This window comes from Paraburkholderia phymatum STM815, from assembly GCF_000020045.1.
Lineage (GTDB): Bacteria > Pseudomonadota > Gammaproteobacteria > Burkholderiales > Burkholderiaceae > Paraburkholderia > Paraburkholderia phymatum.
Genome location: NC_010623.1, coordinates 2,205,450 through 2,225,525, shown reverse-complemented (window position 1 = coordinate 2,225,525; position 20,076 = coordinate 2,205,450). Strand labels below are relative to the sequence as shown.

Genomic DNA, 20,076 nt, shown 5'->3' with positions numbered 1-20,076 from the left:
AACAAAATGGATGTAACCGTAGTCTGGGCCGCGATCATCGCACTGGGCCTATTCATTTACGTCGTGCTGGACGGCTTCGATCTCGGCATCGGCATCGTCTTTCCGTTTTTCCCCGACGAAAAGGAACGCGATCTGATGATGAACACCGTCGCGCCCGTCTGGGACGGCAACGAAACCTGGCTCGTGCTCGGCGGCGCGGGGCTCTTCGCCGCTTTCCCGATCGTCTACTCGACCGTGCTGTCGGCGCTCTATCTGCCCCTCGTCTTCATGCTCGCGTGCCTGATTTTCCGCGGTGTGTCGTTCGAGATTCGCGCGAAGGCCAATCGCACGAAACATCTGTGGGATCTCGCGTTCATCGGCGGCTCGACGGGCGCGGCATTCTTCCAGGGCATCGCGCTCGGCGCATTCCTGCAGGGCATTCCCGTCGCCGACGGCCGCTTTGCGGGCGACGCGTTCGACTGGCTCACGCCCTTCTCGCTGCTGACGGGCCTCGGCCTCGTGGTCACCTACGCGCTGCTTGGCTGCGGCTGGCTCGTCGCGAAGACGGAGGGCGATTTACAGCGGCGGCTGCATCGCGTCGTGTGGCCGCTGACCGTCGTACTGCTCGGTTTCATCGTCGTCGTGAGCCTCTGGACACCGCTGCAGGAACCGGAAATCGCCCAGCGCTGGTTCGACAGCGGCATCTTCTGGCGCCTGCTGCCCGTGCCGTTCCTCGTCGCGATCTGCGCGTTCTTCATGCGCCGCGCAGTCCGCGACCGGCATCACAACACGCCGTTCATGATGGCGCTCGGGCTCGTGCTGCTCGGCTATGTCGGCCTGCTCGTGAGCCTGTGGCCGTACGCGATTCCGTCGAGCCTCACGCTCTGGCAAGCGGCCGCCCCGCGTTCAAGTCAGATGTTCACGCTGGTCGGTGCGGCTGTCATCATCCCCATCATCATCGGCTACACGACGATGGGCTACTGGGTCTTCCGCGGCAAGGTGCGTCATGGCGATGTCCACTACCACTAAGCCTGCCCGCGCCCGCCTGCCCGGCTGGGTCTGGTTCGTCGCGCTGTGGTGCGGCGGCGTAGGCGGCGCGATGATCGTCGGCTATGCGTTCAAGGCGCTGATGAACGCGACACTGTTCGCGCTCACCTGAGCATGATTCGAGCGTGATCTGAACAGCCCGCTCGGCACCGCGCAGGGCGAAGCGTGGCCAACGTATCCACCGCGCATAAACCTGCCGGGCGGCTCCGCGAGGCCGCCCGGCCGCCTTCAAAATACTTCCGCGAAGCTCGTCTACGTAGCAGGCCGCGAAAGCAATGCAAGCAACAAGCCTGCGGCCTCCGATGCAGTGCCGCACAAACCAGGGAAACCACACGCGCAACCGCGACGGCCACGCCGTCACGCTGCGCGAGCGAGACCAGAACACACTGATAAAGTCACGCCGATGCCGTTGCATTCCGGGCGGCCGGCGCGAACAATGAAGCGCGAACAATGAAGCGCGAATCGCCATCGAGCGCGGACGCGCGCATCTGCCGCAAGGCGGGCGCAGTGCAGCCGCGACAAGTATCGCCCGTCCGACGATCAGGCATATGATCGCGGCTTGGGAAGCACAACAAGCTGTTGCTGCACGGACGGCCCACCGCTGGTCGGGCCGCAGGGAGTGCAGCGGGTTGCGACGCGCAGCAGGCGTGAGCCGGGCGCGGCGCAGCCTTGAGGACGGACGGCGCGCGCAACGGGGAGCGCGCCGTCCGCTCCCGTCCCGACCGACAACATGGGCACAACACCGGCAGGGCAAATGCGGAGCCATCATGAAGTTTCTTGTAGCCGACGATCATGAACTGATCCGCCAGGGCGTCAAAGGTCTGCTGCGCGGACTCGATCCCGACGCCACATTCGACGAAGCCGACAGTTGGGAAACGCTGGCGGCCGCCGCAAGGCCCGACGCCGACCACGATCTCGCCATCGTCGATCTGCACATGCCCGGCATGACGGGCGCCTCCTCGCTGCAAGTGCTGCTGAAAGAGAATCCGGCGCTGCCCGTCGTGGTGCTGTCGGCGGAAGAGTCGCCGGACGAGATGCGTGCCGTGCTCGCGGCAGGTGCGCTCGGCTTCGTGCCGAAGCGTCAGCCGGCGAGCGTGATGCTCAAGGCGATCGAGCTGGTGCTCTCGGGCGGCGCCTATGTGCCGATGGAAGCGCTCAGCCTGCTCGGCTCGCGCGATGCTGCCACGGCAACCGCGACGGCGACGGCAGACGCCGCTTCGACAGCGGGCGCCAGCGCCCTCGCCGCGCAAACGACGGCCGCGCCGCCGGATGCGGCGCCCATCGTTCGAGTCGAGGCGCTGCAGCCACATCAGCAGCATTTGCTGGAGAATCTGTCGCCGCGTCAGCAGGAAATCATGCGGCTCGTGCATCGCGGCTGGACCAACAAGATGATCGCGCGCGATCTGGGCGTTGCCGAAGGCACGATCAAGGTCCATCTGTCCGTGATCTTCCGCGCTCTCGGCGTGCATAACCGCGCGACGGCGATCGCCGTGATCAACGGTTGGCTCGAAGCCGGCAAGACGCTTTAGAGAAAGAGAAGGAAAGCGGCAGAACGCCGCCTTCGGCAGGACGCGGTCTGGGCAGCCGCGCTTGATATCGCTCGAAGCGTGCGCGTCAGAGCATTTCCGTCGCGAGCGTAACGCCCAGCGCCACACCCCCGATCACGCCGATTGCACGGCCGAGCAGCATCGCGTTCAGATCCTCGTCGAGCAGAAATTCGCTGCGGCGCTCGCGCAGCACCGTGCGATGCAGCAGCGGCATCGGAAACAGCAATGCGCACGACAGCACCACAGGCAGGCCCAGACGCGTCGCCATGTTTGCATGATGCTCGGCGGGAATGCCGAGGTACAGCATGCCGACCACGAACACGGTCGTCAGCAGTGCGCCCGCCAGCACGCCCGCGACGAGCCTGTCGGAAGGATGTCCGTCCACTTCTACACCTCATTGATTCGATTGGCGCGCCGGGCCGATGTGCCGGACGCGAGGGTTGCCGGAAAGCATTCGCGGCGGGCGAGCGGCGCCGCCGTTATCGCGAATGGGCTTATTTCATCAGCCAGGCATGGCACCCGTCGATCAGACACTTCTCAAAAAAGCGGGCGAACGGGCTGGCAACGAGACGCGGTGCGTCGATTGAGTTCCGCGGGCGGTTGACGCAAGAGGGGAGCGCAACGACCAGCGTTGCGAGCAGAACGGCACAGAAAATGAACGTGTGATTGCGGTGGCCCGAACGCGCCCGTCGGCGCCTCGTGACGTCAGCCGCGCGTGGTGGCAGGCTGTTGCGCCGTCACCCGTTGCGCGCGCTCGCCTGGCGCGTCCGCGACGGCGCCCGGTTGCTGCCACAGCATCTCGAGCGTGCGGCGCAGCCGCGCGGGCGTCACCGGCTTGTGCAGCACGGGAATGCCCTGCAACGCCAGGGCTTCCAGCTCGACCGACGCCATGTCGCCCGTAATCAGCAGCGTCACGACGCGCTCCCGGCCGCGCCCCCGCAACGCCTCGCGCACCGCGCCGAGCGCCTGCGCGCCTGTCCGGTGGTTGGCCAACTGGTAATCGCACAGAACGGCGTCGGGCATGAAGCCTTCGTCGATGGCCTGCAGCGCGTGAGGCTCGTCGGGCACGCCACGCACCACGCAGCCCCAGCGCCCGAGCAAGCTCTCAATGCCCTCCAGGATGGCCGGTTCGTCGTCGATGCAGAGCACATGGCGCCCAAGCGCCGCCGCGCCGCTGACGGTCGAATCGTTGAGCCCGGCGACAATCCTCAGCGGATCGCCTGCGCGCACGGGAAAGCGGAACACGGAGCCGCGCCCCGGCGTGGAGCGCAATTGCAGTTTGCCACCGAGCATCTCGACCAGCCGTTTGACGGTCGGCAACCCGAGGCCGTGCCCCTGGCGCGCGTCGCGCCGCGGATTGGCGACCTGATAGAACTCTTCGAAGATGCGCTCCTGCTCGGCCTTCGGAATGCCGATGCCCGAATCGCGCACTTCGATATAGCCGCCCTCGCGCTGCCCCGCGCGCCGGTAGCCCATCCAGATCGCGCCGGCTTCCGTGTAGCGCACCGCGTTCGACAGCAGGTTGCTCAAAATCCGCTCCAGCAGCACGGGGTCATCGTGAATCACCGCGTCTGTCGGCGCGATGCGCAGCGCCAGCCCTTTCGCGGCCGCTTGCGGCCAGTACTGGCTGCCGACGCGGTCGAACAGTTCCGAGAGCCGGAAATGCAGCCTGATGACTTGCGTGACGCCGCTTTCGAGCCGCGCGAGATCGAGCACCTGGTTGAATAGCTGGTTCAACGCCTCGACGTTATTGGCGATGTTGCTGGCCGTCTTCGCGTGCTGCACGGGCGTGGCCGACGAGTCGTTCAACGATGCCGCGAGCAACCCGATTGCATGCAGCGGCTGACGCAGATCGTGGCTGGCCGCGGCGAAGAAGCGCGTCTTCGCGAGGCTCGCCTCTTCGGCGACGAGTTTCTGAGCGGCGAGCGATTCGGCCAGCGCCTGCTGATCGACGCGCGCCTGCACGACGCGCTGGAACAGCTTTCGGTAGCTGAGCGCGTACACGTTGATCGCGCAGAAGAAGAACGCGAGGACGATCGCGAGAATCGTGCGGTCGAATGTATGCGTGCCGAAGTGCAGCACGATCGCCGGCAACAGGAGAAAGGGAATCGCCGTCACGAAGTTGGCGACGTCGAAGCCGTTCGACATGAACACGCCCGCCGCCAGCGTGACCAGCATCACCGTGTGCAGGATGGGCAGATCCGTGTGCGGGCTCTGGAACGCGAACCAGATGGCCAGGCCCGGCGCGGCATAGAGCAGCGCGCCGCGCGCCGCGTGCAGGTTGATCCACGTGCGCGGCGACACGGCTTCGGGCCAGCGCCGGTTGCACATCCACAGCGCAAGGCTCGCGCAATTGGCGAAGCCATAGAAGATGAAGCAGGCCGCGAAAAGATGCGGATGCGGGATGTTATTCCAATAGATCGCCACCAGCACGGCAATCGAGAACCAGTGCGTGAAGAAGGCAATCGGGTCCTGCGCGTACAGCACGCGCACGAGGTCTTCGTCGATGGCGCGCTGGATGGGATCGGCCCGCATCGTGCGGTCTCCTTGTGTCGGCCAGAGTTGGCACGGTAGCGAGATTCGCTTCGTCTTTTGTTGCACCGCCACGAACAACACCGGCGGCGTGGGGAATAAAACCTCCTCACCGTCCGTCATACACCGGCACCGGTGCAGTCTAAAGATAGTTTACCCGTCCTGCCGGCGGTTTACCCTTCAGCTATGACTTAATCCATATAGGCGGCGCCGCGTGCAAAAAGCATACTGGTTTCAACGATTCAACGATCAAGCGCGGCCGACAGCCTCTGAAGGTTCAGTTTCAAGACTTCATTTACGCCTGTTTGTCGAGGCTCCATTGGCGGATTCCCCCGCCCCTACCGCGCGCCTTGCCCCTTACCGATGGAGGCCTTCATGGGCGCAGTTCCGAGCCAGGATTTCGCACGCACTCTCGATGACGCCGTGCTTCCCGAGTTGTGGCGCCGCCGCACGCAGCTCACGGACGACGAAATGATGTCGATGTACGACCTCGTGAAGCGCGCGTTGCGCACCTATCACCCACTCGAATTGCATGCGCTCGGCGAAGACAAGGAAGAGCTCGTGCATCAGTTCATCTATACGAAGGTGCTGCGTCTTGCGCCCGGACACGTCGAATCGAAGTCGACGCCCGAAAGCGCACCATCCAACAGCTATGCGCTCTGCGCTTACTTCCGCCGTTATCTGATCGACTGCCTGCGCAGCGCGAGCCATCAGCGCAACGTGTCGATGGAGCACGAAGGCATGATGCAGGAAATCGATCTGCGGGCGCAGGCGCTCGAAGATCCCGTCGAAAGCGTGTTGCTGCAATACGGCCTGAGCGAGCGCCGCGTGCGCGAAGCCGCGCGCGACTTCATCGCTTCCCTCGATTCGCCCGAGCGCATCGTGCTCGCGGGCAGCCTCGGCTGGTGCTCGGAAGCGAAAGGCGGACTGTCGGCGGTGGCCGCGCAGCATCGGGTGCCCTCCTATCACTATCGCGCCGTCAAACTCGGTGTCACCATGAAGAAGACGGACGACGCCGCGCAGTTTTCCAACACCAAGATCGGGCAATGGCTGCGCGACGACCTCGGCATTGAAATCGACGCTGAAAACCGCGAGGCCATACTCGTGATCTTCAATCTGCTCGCAGCAGAAGCGACGGAAGCGGCCACCTCGCCCGACATCGAAGAGATGATCGAAGCGGCCGCCTGATCTGCGCTGTTCGACCGCTGTTTGACATTTGACACTCGACAATCCAGCAGGCCTGCCCGGCGCCTCGAACGAGCCTGTCTGCAAATCTCGCCGCGTTTGATCGTTCCACGTGACGATCGCCCGTGCGCACAGGCGCTTTCGCGCCTGACTGTCGCGGCACTTTTTGAATCCCACGGCCAAACACGCGTTTTTCCTTTGCATTTCGCTGCGCGACGTCCAGGATAAATAGGCTGCGCGCAGCGAGCCGTCTCCATCGCCGGGGCTCCACACGCCTCGCGCACATCCCTATAAGAGAGGTGGTCGAATGAACCGCTTGTCCAGCGCCCTTTCGGCGATGAAGGACCATTACGAGGTGGTGGTGGTGGGTTCCGGCTATGGCGGCGCGATTGCCGCAAGCCGCATGGCACGTGCGAAACGCAGCGTGTGCCTGCTTGAGCGCGGGCGCGAGTTCATGGCGGGCGATTTTCCCGCCACACAACTCGAAGGTGTCGCGCAGGTGCAGTACAACACGAGCGTCGCCCAGATCGGCTCGCCGCTCGCGCTGCTCGAAGTGCATGTGAACCCGGATGCAAACGTCGTGGTCGGCTGCGGACTCGGCGGCACCTCGCTGATCAACGCGAACGTCGCTCTCAAGCCCGACGCACGCCTTTGGGACGACCCGCGCTGGCCCGCCGCCGTGCGCGCGGACCAGGCGAATCTGGAGCTGTGCTACGCGCGAGCAACGACAATGCTCGGCGCGACGCCCGTCCCCGACGACTATCCCGATCTGCCGAAACTCGACGCTCTGGAGTTGTCCGCGAAACGGCTCGATATGAGCAACCGTTTCTACCGTCCGCCCATCACCGTGACGTTCAAGGACGGCAAGAACGCGGCGGGTGTCGACCAGAAGCGCTGCAACGGCTGCGGCGACTGCAACTCGGGCTGCAATCACGGCGCGAAGAACTCGACGCACATGAACTATCTGCCCGACGCCGTCGCGCACGGCGCGCAGATTTTCACGGGCGCGGCCGTGCATTCGGTGGTGCGCGACGAGAAGCGAGGGGTCTGGTGCGTGCGCTATCAGCCTGCCGATCTCAAGCGCGAACTGTACGACGCACCGGAAATGTTCGTGACAGCCGATATCGTGATTCTTTCCGCGGGCACGCTGGGCTCGACCGCGATCCTGCTGCGTTCGGCTCAGGCCGGCCTATCCGTGTCGACGCAGCTCGGCAAGCACTTCACGGGCAACGGCGACGTGCTCGCGTTCGCGTTCAACACCGATAAGGTGATCAACGGCGTCGGCTGGGGTACGCATCCCGCAGGCGACATTCCGCCCGTCGGCCCGTGCATCGCGGGCATCATCGACCATCGCGACACGCCGAACGTGAAGGACGGCTTCGTGATCGAAGAAGGCTCGATCGCGTCACCAATCGGCCTCGGCCTGATGGGCGTGCTCGGCGTCGCGGCGCCCGCCGAAGGCGTCGAGATGCCGGATCCGGAAGGCGAGCCGCTGCTCGCGGACGAAGCGCGTATCGCCGAGAGCATCCTGCGCGGCCCGCATCACGGCGCGATGCGCAACACGCAGACATGGCTGGTGATGGCGCACGACGACGAAAGCGGCCAGATCACCGTCGAAGATGGCCGGCCGCGCGTGAGCTGGCCGAACGCGGGCAAGCAGCCGATCTACGAGACCGTCGAAAAGACGCTGATCGAAGCCACCAGCGCGCTGGGCGGCTCGTACGTGCGCAATCCGATCTCGAGCGACATGTTTCAGAACCGCACCGTCACCGTGCATCCGCTGGGCGGCTGCGGGATGGCGGACGATGCGGCGCATGGCGTCGTCGATCAGGCGGGCCGTGTGTTTTCCGGCGTGCAGGGCAACGCGGTGCACGAGGGGTTGTACGTGATGGACGGGGCGGTGATGCCGCTCTCGCTCGGCGTGAACCCTCTGCTGACCATTTCGGCCCTCGCCGAGCGCAATTGTGAGCAACTTGCGCAGTCGCGCGGCTGGCAGATCGACTATGACTCCGCAGGCAACACGGCGCCGCCGCCGGCGCCGAAGATCGGCCTGCGCTTCACCGAGACGATGATCGGCACGTTTTACGCAGGTGACGTCAAACCGGAAGGCCAGCAGGACAACCGCGCTGAAGGCACGCCCATCAGCTTCACCGTGACCGTCGTATCCGACGATCTCGACGACATGCTCGCGAACCGCCAGCATCAGGCGCATATGATCGGCACGCTGACCTGCACCGCGCTGTCGCCCCAGCCCATGACCGTAAACGACGGCATCTTCAACCTGTTCGTCGTCGATGAAACGAATGTCGACCGGCGCAACATGAACTACCGGATGACGCTCGATACCGTCGACGGCAAGCATTTCTATCTGACCGGTCAGAAGATCATCACGCATACGTCGCTGACGGAATTATGGACGCAAACCAATACGCTCTACGCAAAGGTGCGCGAGTCCGCTGCCGATGACGCGCCGGTAATCGGCCACGCGACACTCGTCATCACGCCGGAGAACTTTCTCAAGCAGCAGCGCACGATTGAAGTGACGAACGCGCCCGACGTCGAAACGCGCCTCGCCTACACGCTGAAATTCGGCCGTTTCTTTGCAGGCGTGCTTTACACGGAATACGGCGGCGTCGCCGCGCCATTGCAGTACTTCGACCCCGATGCCCCGCCGCGCATGCGCCGCACGTTGCGCGCGCCCGCGCCGCAGATCACCTACTTCGATACCGAGGACGGCAAGACGCTGCGGCTTGCGCGCTATCACGGCGGCGACAAAGGGCCGTTGCTGCTCATTCACGGTTCGGGCGTATCGAGCCGCATCTTTTCGACCGACCTGATCGGCACGAATCTCGTCGAGTTCCTGTGCGCCGCGCATTACGACGTGTGGCTTGTCGATCTGCGCGTGAGCATCGAACTGCCGAGCGCCACTGAACGCACTACGGCCGACGACATCGCGCGCTACGACATACCCGCTGCCGTCGCCAAGGTGCGCGAGTTGACGGGCGCCGATCAGATCCAGGTATTCGGCCATTGCCTGGGCGCGCTGGCGTTCAGCATGTCGCTGATGTCGGGGCTGAAGGGCGTGCGTTCCGCCGTACTGTCGCAAGTCTCCGCGCATCCTGTGCCGGGACTGTTGCAGCGGATCAAGGCGGGGCTGCACACACCGCAGATCCTCCAGCATCTTGGAGTCAAGGACATGACCGCTTACACGCGGCACGAAAAGTGGCCGCACAATCTGCTCGACGAAGCACTGAAGTTCTTCCCCGTCGGGCACGACGAATCCTGCGACAGCCCGGTGTGCCATCGCGCGACGTTCCTGTATGGGCTGCTGTATGAGCACGCGCAGCTCGACGAAAGGCTGCATGCGAATCTGCAGGAGCTATTCGGTATTCACGATGTCGAGCTGTTCAACCAGCTCGCTGCGATGGTGCGCGCGGGGCATGTCGTGGACGCGAATGGCGACGATGTCTATCTGCCTAACCTCGACGGCATGAAGCTGCCGATCGCGTTTATTCACGGGACGGAAAATCTCTGCTATCTGCCCACCAGCACGGAGATGACGTACGACCTGCTCGTCGAGCGTTTCGGGCCCGACAACTATGAGCGGCATCTGATCGAAGGCTATGGACACATCGATTGCGTGTTCGGGAAACGCGCGGCGCTCGATGTGTTTCCGACCATCGTCAGGCATCTGGATGCGCACTGAAAGCGGCGACAGTTCGTCATGAATGCTGCGGCATTCATGACGAACTCACGCCTGCGATCAGCAAAACAGTTTGCCCGGATTCAAAATGCCGTTCGGATCGAGTGCATGCTTGATCGCCTTCATGACGGCCAGTTCTTCCATCGAGCGCGACACGGGCAAGAACTCGCGCTTGAGCGAGCCGATGCCATGCTCTGCCGACACCGAACCGCGCAGCGGTGCGAGCATGCCGTAGACGAGCGCATACACGTCGTGATGATCGACGCCGGGGACGGAATGCCCGTCGGTGGTCACATGCAGATTCGAATCGCCGATATGGCCGAAGAAGTACGACTCGTTACTCGGCCATTTGCGATCGAGCGCGGCACGGCAGCGATCGACGAACGCACCGATCTCGCCAATCGGCAAGCTCACGTCGAAATTGATCGGGTCGAGCTTGACGGGGAACTCCGCCGTGCACTCGCGGATGGCCCACAGCGCGCGCGTATCGGCAACCGACTGCGCAATCACCGCGTCACGGATCGCGGCTTCTTCCAGTGCCTCAGTGAGCACGCCTGAAAAGCGTGAGCCGTCGTCGCCGGCATCGAAACTCGCATGCTCGATCAACGCGTACAACGGATGCGCTTCGCCGAACGGCGAACGCGTGCCCGTCAGCTTCACGCCGAAATCGAAGAAGTCCGGCCACATGATTTCGAACGCGCCGATGTCGTTGCCGAAGCGCGTCGACAGCCTGCGCAGCAGGTTCACGGCCTGCCCGTAATCGCGCAATGCCACCAGCGCCGTGTGCCGCGACGCCCGTTGCGGCTGCAATTTCAGCACTGCGCGCGTGATCACGCCGAGCGTGCCTTCCGAGCCGATGAACCAGTGCTTGAGATCATAGCCCGTGTTGTTCTTCACCATCTTGTTCAGCGAACTCAGCACTGCGCCGTTCGCCAGCACAACTTCGAGACCCAGCACCTGATCGCGCGCCGTGCCCGATTGAATCACGCGATTGCCGCCCGCATTCGTCGCGAGATTGCCGCCGATCTGGCAGGAACCCCGTGCGCCGAGATCGAGCGCGAGTTCGAAGCCGGCTTGCGCGGCCGCTTCCTGTGCCGTCTGCAACGTCGTACCGGCGCGCACCGTGATGGTCGCCGCCGCGCTGTCGATTTCCTCGACGCCTGCAAGCCGGTCCAGCGACAACGCGATATCCGCAGCACGCGGGATCGAGCCGCCCGCGAGGCCCGTCATGCCGCCTTGCGGCACCACGCTCTGACGAGCGTCGTTGCAGATCATGAGGGCACGCGCGACCTGCTCCGTCGTGCGCGGCAGCAGCAACGCAGCGGGACGCGTCGGCTCGTGACGCGTCCAGTCCGTCATCGGGCGTTCGCCGATTTCATCGCCGACACGCACAGCGTCGTCGCCCAATGCTTCGCGCAACGCGGCCAATGTCGACGCAAGCGTTGCACCCTGGTTCATGGTCATTCGATCCCTTGTGATGTGCCTTGCGCTGCTGCCAGCTTCTTCCGATAGCCCATCGAACTATTGATGCGCCCGAGAATATAGTCGCCCGCTGCGACGGGCTCGTACTTGCAGTCGGCATCCGCCGTGCCCAGGTCGTGCGGATCGACGGGCGACGTATAGGTCGGGTCGTAGAACGTCGCGATGGAATAACGTTCGCGGCCCGATGCGTTGATCACGCGATGCAGCGTCGAACGAAAGCGGTCATTCGTCCAGCGCGCCAGCAGGTCGCCGACATTCACGACGAAGCTGCCTTCGATGGGCGGTGCGTCGATCCACGTATCGTTCGCGATCTCGCGCACCTGCAGGCCGCCTACCCGATCCTGCCACAACAGCGTGATGCAGCCGTAGTCGGTATGAGGCGCCACGCCGAACTGCTCTTCATCGGATTGCGGCGGCTGCGGCGGATAGTAGACCATTTGCGTGCGCTGCATGCGCTTCGTGTAGCGCGATGCGAAAAAATCTTCGCTCACGCCGAGGCCCGTCGCCACTGCGCGCAACAGATCCGCGCCGCACGCGCCCACTTCCTCGTAATAGCTGTACAACGCGGGCTGCAATTCGGGCATGAAATCCGGCCAGTTGTTCGGCCCGCGCAACGCCTGGCCTGCCAGCACATCGGGGTCGTTCTCGGGCAGCTCGAGGCCGATGCTGTAGAACTCTTTGTAGTCGGGACGCTTCGCCTGATACATGGTCGCGTCGCCCAATGCATTGAAGCCGCGATGCCGCCGATTCACGGCCACGCGCCGTTTCGTTTCGACGGGAAAGGCGAAGAACTGGCGCGCGGCCTTTTCCGCACGATCGATCGCCGCCTGCGGCACACCATGATTCACGATGTAGAAGAAGCCGATCGTCGTGCACGCGTCGCGGATCTCGCGGCCCGCGCGCGCGAGCGCGTCGCGGTCGCCGCCGCGCACGCCGGCGAGGTCGATGATGGGGATGCGCGCGGTTGCTGCACTCGTGGCCGACATCGCGAGACTCCTTCATTGAGAAGTGATTGACCTGATGATCCGATGCAAGCGCGACGCATGCGCGCCTCATCGCATGCGAACAAGCGAGGGTTCCACGTTGTATATACCGCCAAAAGCACAATCGCAAGTTGCGCTGCACCCGCGTTCATTCTTCTTCGCAGGGTACGCCTGCCCCATTAGGGTTTGACAGCATGCGATTATTTTTTTCACGCAAAAGCAGCGGTATATACTGCCTCGCATGACTCGCGCCCCGCCATGTCGAGCGCGACACCGCTTTGCCAACGGGAGAATCTCAATGGGTATCTTTGCAGGCTGGAAGTGTCGTCTCGCGATGGTGGCGTTGTGTGCCGCCGCATCTGTTGCAAGCGTCAGCGCACACGCGGAAGACCAACTCGCGAAGGTCAGGAAAGCAGGCGAACTCGTCGTCGGCACGGAGATGCAGTTCGCGCCGTTCGACTTTCTCGAGAACGGTCAGCAGGCAGGCTTCAATAAAGACCTGTTCGCCGAAATCGGCAAAGAACTCGGCGTGAAGGTGCGCTTCATCGATCTGCCCTGGCCAAGCGTGCTGCCCGGCCTCGAGGCAGGCAAGTTCGACATGGTGGGCGGTCCGCTCACGGTGACGAAAGCGCGCATGGAGCGCTACACGTACACACTGCCCGTCGCCGACGCCACCGACGCGCTGCTCAAGCGAGCAAACGACGCATCCATCAAGCAGTCGTCGGATATCGTCGGCAAGACGGTGGGTGCAGGCAAAGGCTCCGCGCAACTCGACCAGTTGAAGGCCTACATCGCGACGCTGCCGAAGCAGCCCGAAGTGCGCGAATACGTCGACAACAACCAGGCATATGCAGACCTCGCGGCGGGCCGCATCGCTGCCGTCGCCAACTCGATGACGAACATCGCGTATGTCGCGAAGCAGCGCCCCGAAACGTTCGCCGTCGTGACGCCGCCGTTCGGCGCAAAGGTGTACTTCGCGTACTGCCTGCGCAAGGACGCGGACAGCAAGCCGCTCGCCGATGCGTTCAACGCCGCGCTCGTCAAGATGCACAACGACGGCCGTCTCGCGGCCTTGCAGAAGAAGTGGTTCGGCGTGACGATGGACGCGCCCACCACGATGCCGACACCCAACTACTGATGCCCTGAATCGCGCGGCGGCTGCGCAGTTTTCGTTTGCGCAGCGCGCCGTCTACATGTCCTCTCCTGCAGGCAACAGGCCATGTTCAGCGCCCACGTTTTCGCTCAAGGTTTTCCGCTCCTGCTGCAAGCTGCGCTCGCGACCATCGGTATTTCGCTGACGGGACTCGTGATCGGCTTCTTCGTCGGCATCGGCGTATGCTCGGCGCGGCTGTCGTCGAACTTCGTCGCGCAACGCTTCGGCGGCGCGTATGTGTTCTTCTTTCGCGGCGTGCCGATGCTCGTGCAACTGCTGCTCGTCTATTACCTGCTGCCCTTCGTCGGCATCAACGTATCGCCCATCGTCGCCGCGATCAGCGCCGTATCGCTGTGTTCCGCTTCGTATATTGCAGAAATTCTGCGCGGCGGCTTTATGAACATCCCGCCGGGACAGATCGAAGCTGCGCGCATGCTGGGTCTCTCTCCCCTCGACATGCTGCGGCGCATTCAGGTGCCGCAAGCGTTTCGCATGACATTGCCTTCGCTCGTCAACGAGATGGTGCTGCTGATCAAGGCGTCGTCGCTCATTTCCGTGGTCGGCGTGGCCGAAATCACACGCACGGCGCAGAACATCGCGGCCAGCACCTATCGGCCGCTCGAAGCGTATCTCGCAGCGGGTCTGATCTATTTCGTGATCTGCGGCGCGCTCGCACTCGTTGCGCACGCCGCCGAGCATCGGCTGATGCATACCTGATGAGGACGGCACGATGCAGCAATTCGATCCCACCGTCATCACGCACAACCTTCAACCAATCGCAGCCGGTCTGGTAACGACGCTCGGCACGTGGGTCGCAGGCGTCGCGATCGGCCTTCTGGTCGGCTTCCTCATCGCCGTGCTGCAACTCTTTTGCGGGCGTTGGGTGCGCGGCATGTTACGCGTGTATATCGAACTGTTTCGCGGCACGCCGTTTCTCGTGCAGCTTTTTTTGCTCTACTACGGCGGACCGTCCATCGGTATCACACTCGAGCCATTGACAGCAGGCGTGCTCGGTCTCGGCCTGTATGGCAGCGCCTATTTCGCGGAAGCGTTCCGCTCCGGCTTTCAATCGATCCCGCGTGGCCATCTCGAAGCGGCATCGTGCCTTGGCCTCACGCGCTGGCAAGCGGTGCTGCGTATACAGGTGCCGCAAATGCTGGTGCTGATCGTGCCCGCGCTCACGAATCTCATCATCGTGCTCAGCAAGGAAACCGCGGTGCTGTCGATCGTCACGGTACCCGAACTGACCTTCGTCCTGACGGGCATCGGCTCGGCGACGTTCGCGTTCGTCGAAACGCTGCTGATGCTGTGTGTGTGCTATCTCGCACTCGTCGAACTCACGTCGCGCGCCGGCATGTGGGCGGAAGCACGCATCGCCCGCTTCATGGCCTGAAGGGTCGAACGTCAACCGTAAGCGTGACCGGAACTCATCATGAATGCACCCGTCGACATGCCCGCTTCTTCTACCCTCGGTTCGATGCAATCCGGCCGCACACCGCTGATCGAAGTGCGCGATCTGCGCAAGCGCTTCGGCGATGTTGAAGTGTTGCGCGGCGTCGATCTCGACATTGCCCGCTCGGAAGTGGTCTGTATCATTGGGCCGTCGGGCTCCGGCAAGAGCACGCTGCTGCGTTGCCTCGCCGCGCTCGAGACTTACGATCAGGGCGACGTGCGCATCGAAGGCGAACTGCTCGGCTATACGGAGCGCAACGGCAAACGCATGCGCGCTTCCCAGGGCGAGATCAATCGCGTGCGCCGCAACGTCGGCATGGTGTTTCAGCAATTCAATCTGTGGCCGCATATGACCGCCCTCGGCAACGTGATGGAAGCACTGCTGCGCGTGCGGCATCTGTCGCGCGACGCCGCGAAACAGCGTGCCAATACGATGCTGGAAACGGTCGGTCTCGCGCACAAGGGTGATGCGTATCCCGCGAAACTCTCCGGCGGTCAGCAGCAGCGCGTGGCAATTGCACGCGCGCTCGCGATGGAACCGCACATCATGCTATTCGACGAGCCGACCTCGGCGCTCGACCCCGAACTCGTCGGCGAAGTGCTGCAGGTCATGAAGCAGCTTGCGCGCGACGGCATGACGATGGCCGTGGTCACGCACGAGATGGGCTTCGCTGCCCAGGTCGCAGACAAGGTGGTGTTCATCGACCAGGGGCACATCGCCGTGCAAGGCAAGCCGCACGATGTCTTTCACGACGCGAACCAGCCGCGTCTGCGCCAGTTCCTGCAAAATTACTTCGACCGCAACGCGTTCTGGTCGCGCGGCGCGGACAGCGCGGACCCGGTATGAGCGCCCGCCTCCACTGACACAGCGCGCCAATGCCCGCCCCCGTCATCCGCGACAAGCTACGCACGCGAGTGCTTGCGAAAACGCGCAAGCCGCGGAGGCCGAATGTGCGCGAGACGACAGCGAGTGCGTCCGACGGGCCGCCGCCCGCCGCGCGCTATGAACAGGTCAAGCAATACATCCGCAGCACGATCGAATCGGGCGAGCGCCGCGCAGGCGATCGCATCCCATCGGAACTCGATCTTGTCGAATCGCTCGGCGTGTCGCGCATGACGGTGAACCGCGCGTTGCGCGAACTCACGAACGAAGGGCTATTGACGCGCGTATCGGGTGTCGGCACGTTCGTCGCCGAAACCAAGCCGCAGTCGACGCTGCTGATGATCGCGCATATCGGCGATGAAATTCGCTCGCGCGGCCACGAATACAGCTATCAGACCGTGCTGTTGCAGCGCGAGGTGGCGCCCGTCAATGTGTCGAATGCGTTAGGGCTGCCGCCGGGCGCGTCGGTGTTTCATGTGATCTGCGTGCATCGCGAGAACGGCTTGCCCGTTCAACTCGAAGACCGTTACGTGAATCCCGCCATCGCGCCGGATTTCATCGAGCAGGACTTTTCGACGATACGGCCTTCGGAGTATCTGTTCAGCGTCGTGCCCGCACACGATGTCGAGCATGTCGTCGACGCGGGCCTGCCGGGCCGCGCCGAAGCCGAACTCCTGCAGATCGCGCCCGAAGAGCCGTGCCTCACGCTGATGCGCCGCACGTGGACGAGCGGCGTCGCGGTCACCTTCGCGCGCTTCGTGCATCCGGGCACGCGTTACCGGCTGGGTTGCCGCTTCGCACCTGATACGTCGCAACGCCAAGGCTAGCGAAGACACGGGACACGCTACAAGATGCGCTAGACGTTCCCCGCCAGATGAAACCGCGAAGCGGGATGCCATAGCTGCACGGACGTCGCGACATGCTCGCCGACCCATGTCCTGCGCTGCAGCATCAGGCACGGTTCGCCAATTTCCATCATCAGATGGCGGCGCACGTGCGCATTCGGCTTCTGCGCGTAGATGCGAAAGTCCGCACGCTGAATGGGGGCGAGGCGCACCATGTAATGATTCGGCGTTTCGACCGTGAAGTCCTGGTTCAGATAGTCCGGAAACACGCGCGGATTCACATAGCGGTCTTCGTATTGGATCGGCTCGTTCTCTTCGTAATGCACAATGCGCGAATGGAACACGGAGCCTTTGGCGAGCGCCAGCGCATCGAGCGCGAGTGGATCGTCGCTCGATTCGAGCGTCAACACGCGCGCCGAATGCCGATGTCCGCGCGCTGCAATTTCATCGGCGATATTGCGGATTTCGAGGACCGTCGATTCATAGCGCCGCGGCGCGACGTAGGTGCCCGACCCTTGCACGCGTGTGAGCACGCGTTCGGTCGTCAGTTCGCGCAATGCGCGCGACACCGTCATGCGCGCCACGCCGAATTCCTTCACCAGCTCGGCTTCCGATGGAATCAGCCCGCCCGGTTTCCACACGCCCTCTTCAATTCGCGCGATGACATAGCGCTTGATCTGCTCGTAGGCGGGCATTGTCTTGCCGGACGTCGTGCGTGCGCCGGCGGATTGATGTTCCGCTGTCTCCAGGTGCGCGTTTATCGTCATGTTGTCGTCGACCTCGTGGATTGAGCCCATCTCTTATGCGTCACTTGCGCGCCACGTGAGCGGCGCTCATGCAGCCGATTGCGGCGCCTGCGGTGCGGCGCCCGTCGGGTCGTTCGCGGCATGCGCGGCAAAGCCCGCATGATCCGCGCGCGCCGTCGAAGGCACATCGCCCGAAGCAGGCGGCAGCGGCGGCGCCGCTTCGCCGATCATCCGGAATGCGACGGCCATGTCGTCCGCGAGAGGACGGTCATCGCGATATGTCGGCACGATCGCGCGCACGCGACGCCACAACGCATCCGTGTGCGGCGCACGCGGCGCGTCGACGGTCTGAAGATCGTAGGCCTGCGCGGCGGCCAGCAATTCGATTGCAATGATGCGGCCGGTGTTGTCGACAATCTCCAATGCCTTCAACGCAGCGGGCGTCGCGTGACACAGATGGTCCTCCTGCAAGCCTGACGTGATGCCGCCATCGAGACTCGCGGGCGCGGCCAGCCGCCGGTTTTGCGCGACGAGCGAAGCGGCCGTGTACTGCGCAATCATGAAACCCGAACATGTGCCGCCCGGCTGGGCGAGAAACGCGGGCAAGCCGCTCACGAGCGGATTCACGAGCCGGTCGAGACGCCGCTCGGCCATTGCCGCGACTTGCGCGATGGCCGTCGCAAGACTATCCATCGCGAGCGCGATCGATGCGCCCACCGCGTGCGCCTGCGAATACACACGCGGCGCATCCGGCGTGCCCGCGACGATCGGATTGTCGGTGATCGACGCAAGTTCGCGATTCACGACTTCGGCGGTTGCGTCGAGCACGTCGCGCGCGGCGCCATGCACGTGCGGGATCGTGCGCATCGACAAGGGGTCCTGGGTGCGCTGCCCGACCACCGACGCGAGAATCCCGCTTTCGGCAAGCGCATTGCGCATGCGTTCGCCGACCAGATTCAAGCCGGGCGACACGCGCAGCGCGAGCGAATCGGCATCGAACGCAGCGAGTTGTCCGCGCAGATTTTCGAAGCTCATCGCAGCGATCGCATCGGTCCAGTCGAGCACGCGTTCGGCCCGCGCCAACGCGAGCGCCGCGAGACCCGTCACGCAAGGGGTGCCGTTGATGAGGCTGAGACCTTCCTTCGCTTCGAGCACGAGCGGCTCGCGCCCGAGCCGACTGAGCGCATCGCGCCCGCTGATGCGCTCGCTGCCGTGACGCACATTGCCTTCGCCGATGCACACCAACGCGATATGCGCCATATGGCTGAGATAACCGACCGAGCCGAATGCAGGCACTTCGGGGATATAGCCCGCATCGAGCAAGGCGACGAGCTGATCCGCGATTTCGAGGCGCACGCCCGAGTGGCCATGCGCAAAGTTGTTGATGGCGGCCGCCATGATCGCGCGCGTCTCGGCCACGCCGAGCGGCGCACCGACGCCGACCGCATGGCTCATCAGGATGTTGCGCGACAGTGCGCGCTGCTCCGACGGCGACACGATCACATCGCACAACGCGCCGACACCTGTGTTCACCCCATAGGCGCGAATGCCTCGCTCGACGATCTGTTCGACTAGCACGCGCGCCGCCGCGATGCGCGCACGCGCTGCTTCGGACAGGACGAGCGGCTCGCCAGCCGCAACTGCCGCCAGTTCGCGCCAGTTCAGAGGACGCTCGGTTCGGATGACCGCCATGATCTTGCCTTTATCGTCACATGTACTGCATGGGTCGGTTGCTTCAGTTCGTCGTGCGCGAATGATGGCTCGAGACGAACTGCTTGAAGCGCTCGGATTTGAGTTCACCGAATACTTCGTCCGGCGTGCCGTCGCATTCCGTCTGCCCCTGATGCAGGAACATCACACGATTCGACACGTGGCGCGCAAAGCCCATTTCGTGCGTGACGACGAGCATCGTGCGGCCTTCTTCGGCGAGCGAGCGCATGACTCGCAGCACTTCGCCGACGAGTTCGGGGTCGAGCGCCGAAGTCGGCTCGTCGAACAACATCACTTTTGGATGCATCGCCAGCGCGCGGGCAATCGCGACGCGCTGCTGCTGACCGCCCGACAGATGCGCAGGATAATGTCCGCGCTTTTCAGCAAGACCGACTTTCGCGAGCAGCGCTTCCGCCTCTTCGACGGCTTCCGCGCGGCTGCGCTTCTGCACGCGCATCGGCCCTTCGATCAGGTTCTCGAGCACCGTCATGTGCGACCACAGATTGAAGTTCTGAAACACCATGCCGAGTTGCGAACGGATGCGATCGACCTGCTTGCGATCGTCCGGCTGAAACTTGCCGTCCTTGCGGCGCTTCATCTTCAATGTCTCGCCCGCGAGCGCGACGCTGCCGTCATCCGGCGTTTCGAGCAGGTTCAGACAGCGCAGGAACGTGCTCTTGCCCGACCCGCTCGCGCCGAGAATCGAAATGACGTCGCCTTCATGCGCGTCAAGCGAAATACCCTTCAGGACGTGATGGTCGCCGAACGACTTGTGAATGTTCTTGACCGACAGTGCAACGGGTGCCGTAGCGTTCATGGGATTCTCCGG

At 63.7% G+C, this 20,076-nt stretch carries 17 protein-coding genes; 10 read left to right on the top strand and 7 right to left on the bottom strand.

Annotation, left to right across the window (positions count from 1 at the left end; translation table 11 throughout):
- The first annotated feature begins 6 nt into the window (after positions 1-6).
- From cydB to BPHY_RS25655, 3 genes are all read left to right on the top strand, one after another.
- On the top strand, positions 7-1,008 hold the full coding sequence (cydB, locus tag BPHY_RS25660; RefSeq protein WP_012404370.1) for a cytochrome d ubiquinol oxidase subunit II: 1,002 nt from the start codon (positions 7-9) through the stop codon (positions 1,006-1,008).
- Entirely contained in the window at positions 992-1,138 is a 147-nt protein-coding gene (locus BPHY_RS42645) for a hypothetical protein (protein WP_167538876.1), read from the top strand. Before cydB ends, BPHY_RS42645 begins: the two co-directional genes overlap by 17 nt.
- A gap of 655 nt (positions 1,139-1,793) precedes the next feature.
- A complete protein-coding gene (locus BPHY_RS25655) occupies positions 1,794-2,555 on the top strand; it encodes a response regulator transcription factor (RefSeq protein ID WP_012404368.1) in 762 nt (253 codons plus the stop codon).
- Positions 2,556-2,640: 85 nt separating this feature from the next.
- Here the strand turns inward: BPHY_RS25655 and BPHY_RS25650 are convergent, their stop codons facing one another.
- Both BPHY_RS25650 and BPHY_RS25645 read right to left on the bottom strand, forming a co-directional pair.
- Positions 2,641-2,958, bottom strand: a complete 318-nt coding sequence (locus BPHY_RS25650; protein WP_012404367.1) for a hypothetical protein — start codon at positions 2,956-2,958, stop codon at positions 2,641-2,643.
- 320 nt (positions 2,959-3,278) lie between these two features.
- The gene (locus BPHY_RS25645; protein ID WP_012404366.1) at positions 3,279-5,108 is read right to left on the bottom strand and encodes an ATP-binding response regulator; all 1,830 of its coding nucleotides are present in this window, start codon (positions 5,106-5,108) and stop codon (positions 3,279-3,281) included.
- 372 nt (positions 5,109-5,480) lie between these two features.
- Here BPHY_RS25645 and BPHY_RS25640 point away from each other — a divergent pair, with 372 nt between their 5' ends.
- Entirely contained in the window at positions 5,481-6,293 is an 813-nt protein-coding gene (locus BPHY_RS25640; RefSeq protein ID WP_012404365.1) for a hypothetical protein, read from the top strand.
- A gap of 304 nt (positions 6,294-6,597) precedes the next feature.
- Positions 6,598-9,996, top strand: a complete 3,399-nt coding sequence (locus BPHY_RS25635; RefSeq protein ID WP_012404364.1) for an alpha/beta fold hydrolase — start codon at positions 6,598-6,600, stop codon at positions 9,994-9,996.
- 57 nt (positions 9,997-10,053) lie between these two features.
- On the opposite strand, the gene BPHY_RS25630 is transcribed toward BPHY_RS25635, so the two are convergent.
- Both BPHY_RS25630 and BPHY_RS25625 read right to left on the bottom strand, forming a co-directional pair.
- Positions 10,054-11,457 (bottom strand): FAD-binding oxidoreductase, encoded by a 1,404-nt coding sequence (locus tag BPHY_RS25630; protein WP_012404363.1) that lies wholly within the window; start codon positions 11,455-11,457, stop codon positions 10,054-10,056.
- Positions 11,454-12,461 carry an isopenicillin N synthase family dioxygenase gene (locus BPHY_RS25625; protein ID WP_012404362.1) on the bottom strand — a complete coding sequence of 336 codons (1,008 nt, stop codon included), beginning with the start codon at positions 12,459-12,461 and terminating at the stop codon, positions 11,454-11,456. The genes BPHY_RS25630 and BPHY_RS25625 overlap by 4 nt, the downstream gene beginning before the upstream one ends.
- 295 nt (positions 12,462-12,756) lie before the next feature.
- Here BPHY_RS25625 and BPHY_RS25620 point away from each other — a divergent pair, with 295 nt between their 5' ends.
- From BPHY_RS25620 to hutC (BPHY_RS25600), 5 genes are all read left to right on the top strand, one after another.
- A complete protein-coding gene (locus tag BPHY_RS25620; protein WP_012404361.1) occupies positions 12,757-13,596 on the top strand; it encodes a transporter substrate-binding domain-containing protein in 840 nt (279 codons plus the stop codon).
- Positions 13,597-13,677: 81 nt separating this feature from the next.
- Positions 13,678-14,328: an amino acid ABC transporter permease gene (locus BPHY_RS25615; protein WP_012404360.1), complete on the top strand. Its 651-nt coding sequence runs from the start codon at positions 13,678-13,680 to the stop codon at positions 14,326-14,328.
- Positions 14,329-14,341: 13 nt separating this feature from the next.
- Positions 14,342-15,004, top strand: coding sequence for an amino acid ABC transporter permease (locus BPHY_RS25610; protein WP_012404359.1), 663 nt, complete (start codon positions 14,342-14,344; stop codon positions 15,002-15,004).
- A 39-nt stretch (positions 15,005-15,043) separates the two neighbouring features.
- Entirely contained in the window at positions 15,044-15,910 is an 867-nt protein-coding gene (locus tag BPHY_RS25605; RefSeq protein ID WP_012404358.1) for an amino acid ABC transporter ATP-binding protein, read from the top strand.
- 104 nt (positions 15,911-16,014) lie between these two features.
- A complete protein-coding gene (hutC, locus tag BPHY_RS25600; RefSeq protein WP_012404357.1) occupies positions 16,015-16,773 on the top strand; it encodes a histidine utilization repressor in 759 nt (252 codons plus the stop codon).
- 29 nt (positions 16,774-16,802) lie between these two features.
- On the opposite strand, the gene hutC (BPHY_RS25595) is transcribed toward hutC (BPHY_RS25600), so the two are convergent.
- The 3 genes from hutC (BPHY_RS25595) to BPHY_RS25585 all read right to left on the bottom strand — a co-directional run bounded on the left by hutC (BPHY_RS25595) (position 16,803) and on the right by BPHY_RS25585 (position 20,064).
- Positions 16,803-17,558, bottom strand: a complete 756-nt coding sequence (gene hutC / locus BPHY_RS25595; protein ID WP_012404356.1) for a histidine utilization repressor — start codon at positions 17,556-17,558, stop codon at positions 16,803-16,805.
- Positions 17,559-17,624: 66 nt separating this feature from the next.
- Entirely contained in the window at positions 17,625-19,229 is a 1,605-nt protein-coding gene (locus BPHY_RS25590; RefSeq protein WP_012404355.1) for an HAL/PAL/TAL family ammonia-lyase, read from the bottom strand.
- 43 nt (positions 19,230-19,272) lie between these two features.
- Complete coding sequence (locus BPHY_RS25585) at positions 19,273-20,064, bottom strand: ABC transporter ATP-binding protein (RefSeq protein WP_012404354.1); 792 nt, start codon at positions 20,062-20,064, stop codon at positions 19,273-19,275.
- Positions 20,065-20,076: the final 12 nt, after the last annotated feature.